The organism is Marinobacter gelidimuriae (assembly GCF_000372805.1).
Classification (GTDB): domain Bacteria; phylum Pseudomonadota; class Gammaproteobacteria; order Pseudomonadales; family Oleiphilaceae; genus Marinobacter; species Marinobacter gelidimuriae.
This window is the reverse complement of the sequence record NZ_KB889830.1, coordinates 1-2,879: the sequence shown is the minus strand read 5'-3', so window position 1 is coordinate 2,879 and position 2,879 is coordinate 1. Positions and strand designations below refer to the sequence as shown.

Sequence of the window (2,879 nt, the reverse complement as noted above, 5' to 3'; positions counted from 1 at the left end):
TAGTCGCAGACCTGTCGCAGGCAACGGGTGTACAGATCGATGGTCTTGGGGCTTTTGCCGCGCAGGGTGAGTTCGGTGAGGTAGCGTTGGTGCAGTGCTTGAAAACGAGCGTGTTCGTTAGCGTTCATCACACTTCTCCTGACAGGCCCCTCCGGAATGGAGTGGGTCAGGGAAGTACAGACGAATTTAACCTCTGCCGCATAGCGGCTTCGTTCAACAAGCCACTGCACTCGGAAATTTTACTCGCTTAGCTCCCAAAATTCCGGTGAGTGGAGCGTTAGGCGGCTTAAACCTAAGCGTTAGGTTTTTCAGGAGCAACCGCAAGCGCACTGTCTCCACAAATCGCAGCAAACCCCAAAGGAAGTCGGTCCCATGAGCATCAAACGCATCTTCCCCAGCGCCAATCATCTTCAGCCGGTTGATGGCGAGCCCTTCAGGTCTGTCATTACAGAGTCGGTTGAAGCCGCAATCGTGGCTTGGTACGTAAAGCCAGGCCAAAGAATTTCAGCTCATCTGCATCCTGAGGGTCAAGACACCTGGACAATCCTGTCCGGTCTCGGTCAATACCAACTCGATGCCGCCGGCAGCTCAAAGCAGATCACAGCAGGCGATGTCGTCGTTGCTCACAAAGGTGAAGTTCATGGCGTACTAAACACTGGTCCTGAACCGCTGGTTTTCATATCTGTCGTGTGCCCCGCTCTTTCCGGGTTTGAGCTACTCGAAAGCCAATATGCGCGCACAGAGACCTAACCCTTCCGTCGAGAGAGGCGTGCCCCGGCAAGCCAGGGCACGCCTCTCTTGTCAAACGTTAGACGGCTTAAAATAATTACGCCGTTTATTTACGCTGTGACAATTTGCCTGTACGTGCAGGCTATCGCTCAAACGCCGCCTAGGCTGGCACCTCGGGCATTGTGCAAAATATCTTTTCTGAACAGGCGTCAGCTTTAAGCCCTGCCTAACCAAGGGTTCAAGTCGTTCGCTGCGCTCACTGGGACTGACTAAAGCCAGCCCCTGAACCTAAGCGTTATATTTCAAGGAGTGAACTTTGGAGCTCGTAATAGGGAATAAAAATTACTCGTCATGGTCGTTAAGGCCATGGCTGTTTTTGTCGGTTCACGGGCTACCTTTTAAGGAAGTGCGGATTCCACTGGACCAGGATGATACTTACACCGCTCTTGCCCAGCATACTGATGCAGGGAAAGTCCCTGTGCTTAAGGACGGTGATCTGACCATCTGGGATTCGCTGGCAATTTGCGAATACATTTCAGAGCAGTATCTGGATGGCGGCGGATGGCCGAGTTCCGTTCGTGTACGAGCAGAGGCAAGATCCTGCAGTGCTGAAATGCACTCTGGCTTTCCAGAGATTCGAGGCCAATTGCCAATGAATTGCCGCGCAATCGGGCGCAAAGTCCCTCTTAATGCAGATCTTGAACGGGAGGTGGCTAGGATAGACCGAATCTGGTCACAGTACCGTGAAATCTATTCGAGTGTCGGCCCGTGGTTGTTCGGTGAGTTCTCTATTGCGGATTGCATGTTCGCTCCGGTTGCGTCGCGATTTAAAACCTATGGGATCAAAGTCTCGACTGCATCTGCGGAATACATGCACTTCATTCTCGACCATGAACAAATGGGGGAGTGGGCTAGGCAAGCTCACGCTGAGCCTGAAACCATAGACGTGGCCGAGGTAGGAATATAGCAATCACAGGCACGGCGACGGCTACTGCATTGCGGCTTCGCCTCCATTCCGCAGCCGCGCGTGCTGTTGGCTTTTCCTATAAAGAACGTTCATCAAGAGGAAGGAACCTATGCACATCGGGATGATCGGCGGTATCGGCCCAGCCGCAACAGAGTTCTATTACCGCAACTTGGTTAGAGCAAGCCAGTTATCCGGCAACGCCACTGACCTAGAACTGACCATTTGTCACGCACACGCCAGCGATTTGATACGTAATATTCAATCCAATGCGGTGAGTGAACAGGTAAAAATTTTTGAGGTATTGGCCAATCGTCTGAAGGCGGCCGGAGCCGACGCCCTTGTAGTAACGTCAATCGCTGGCCATTTTTGCATATCTGAACTTGCGAAAGTTTCACCCATTCCCATTATTGATGCCTTATCTGGACTTGAGAGTGAGCTTGTCAAAAGCGGGTACGGAAAAGTGGGAGTGTTAGGAAATAAAGTGGTTATGGAGACGAGGCTATTCAATAGCTTACAGAATACTGACGTTGTTATCCCGCCCGACGAACATCTGGACGAAGTTCACGAGGCCTACATGAGTATTGCTGTTTCGGGGACGGCTACCAAAGAGCAGAGAAACACTATTTTTCAGGCTGGTCAAAAGATGTGTGATGACCAAGGAGCTCAAGCAATCGTGCTTGCGGGTACAGATCTATTTGTGGCATTCGATGGGTATGATTGTGGGTTCAGATACATCGACAGTGCTCTGGTACACATCGCGGATATTCACCATGCATCATTGAGTAAATCAGATAACAAGGCAATGCACGCGACAAGCGCGTGATTGCGGCGTTAGACCACAGGACAGCATTCCGGAGGAGTCATGCAATCAAAAGATCACTGGGAGCGCGTGTACTCCACCAAGGCCACGGATACCGTTAGCTGGTATCAAGAACACGCAGACAATTCGCTCCAGTTAATTGAAGCGACTGGCGTGAGGCACACAGCGTCGATCATTGACGTTGGCGGTGGTGCTTCCACAATGTCATCAACTTACCTGATTACGCATAAGAGTCAGCCATCTTTAGCAGCCTATAGGGCATAGGCGATGTCCGGGCTGCTACTGTCAGGAACCGCGGAAGCATGGCTTTGAGATCGTAGCGCCGATTGAAGCGGTATTCGAACTCAGCGAGGTAGCGAGGGG

General features: G+C 51.6%; 3 protein-coding genes and 1 pseudogene. 3 read left to right on the top strand and 1 reads right to left on the bottom strand.

Translation table 11 applies throughout. The features are described from left to right. The first annotated feature begins 372 nt into the window (after positions 1-372). From A3OI_RS0102555 to A3OI_RS0102545, 3 genes are all read left to right on the top strand, one after another. Positions 373-750 (top strand): cupin domain-containing protein, encoded by a 378-nt coding sequence (locus A3OI_RS0102555; protein WP_018402788.1) that lies wholly within the window; start codon positions 373-375, stop codon positions 748-750. Between the two features lie 295 nt (positions 751-1,045). Next, entirely contained in the window at positions 1,046-1,696 is a 651-nt protein-coding gene (locus A3OI_RS0102550) for a glutathione S-transferase family protein (RefSeq protein ID WP_018402787.1), read from the top strand. Positions 1,697-1,805: 109 nt separating this feature from the next. Next, positions 1,806-2,519 (top strand): aspartate/glutamate racemase family protein, encoded by a 714-nt coding sequence (locus A3OI_RS0102545; RefSeq protein WP_018402786.1) that lies wholly within the window; start codon positions 1,806-1,808, stop codon positions 2,517-2,519. Between the two features lie 217 nt (positions 2,520-2,736). Here the strand turns inward: A3OI_RS0102545 and A3OI_RS22530 are convergent. Beyond that, a pseudogene (locus tag A3OI_RS22530) lies at positions 2,737-2,879 on the bottom strand (IS1595 family transposase); the annotation flags it as partial.

What these genes read in the sequence shown, in the direction of transcription:
- A3OI_RS0102555 (WP_018402788.1), top strand. Translation starts at nt 373, where the DNA reads ATGAGCATCAAACGCATCTTCCCCAGCGCCAATCATCTTCAGCCGGTT.
- A3OI_RS0102545 (WP_018402786.1), top strand. Translation starts at nt 1,806, where the DNA reads ATGCACATCGGGATGATCGGCGGTATCGGCCCAGCCGCAACAGAGTTC.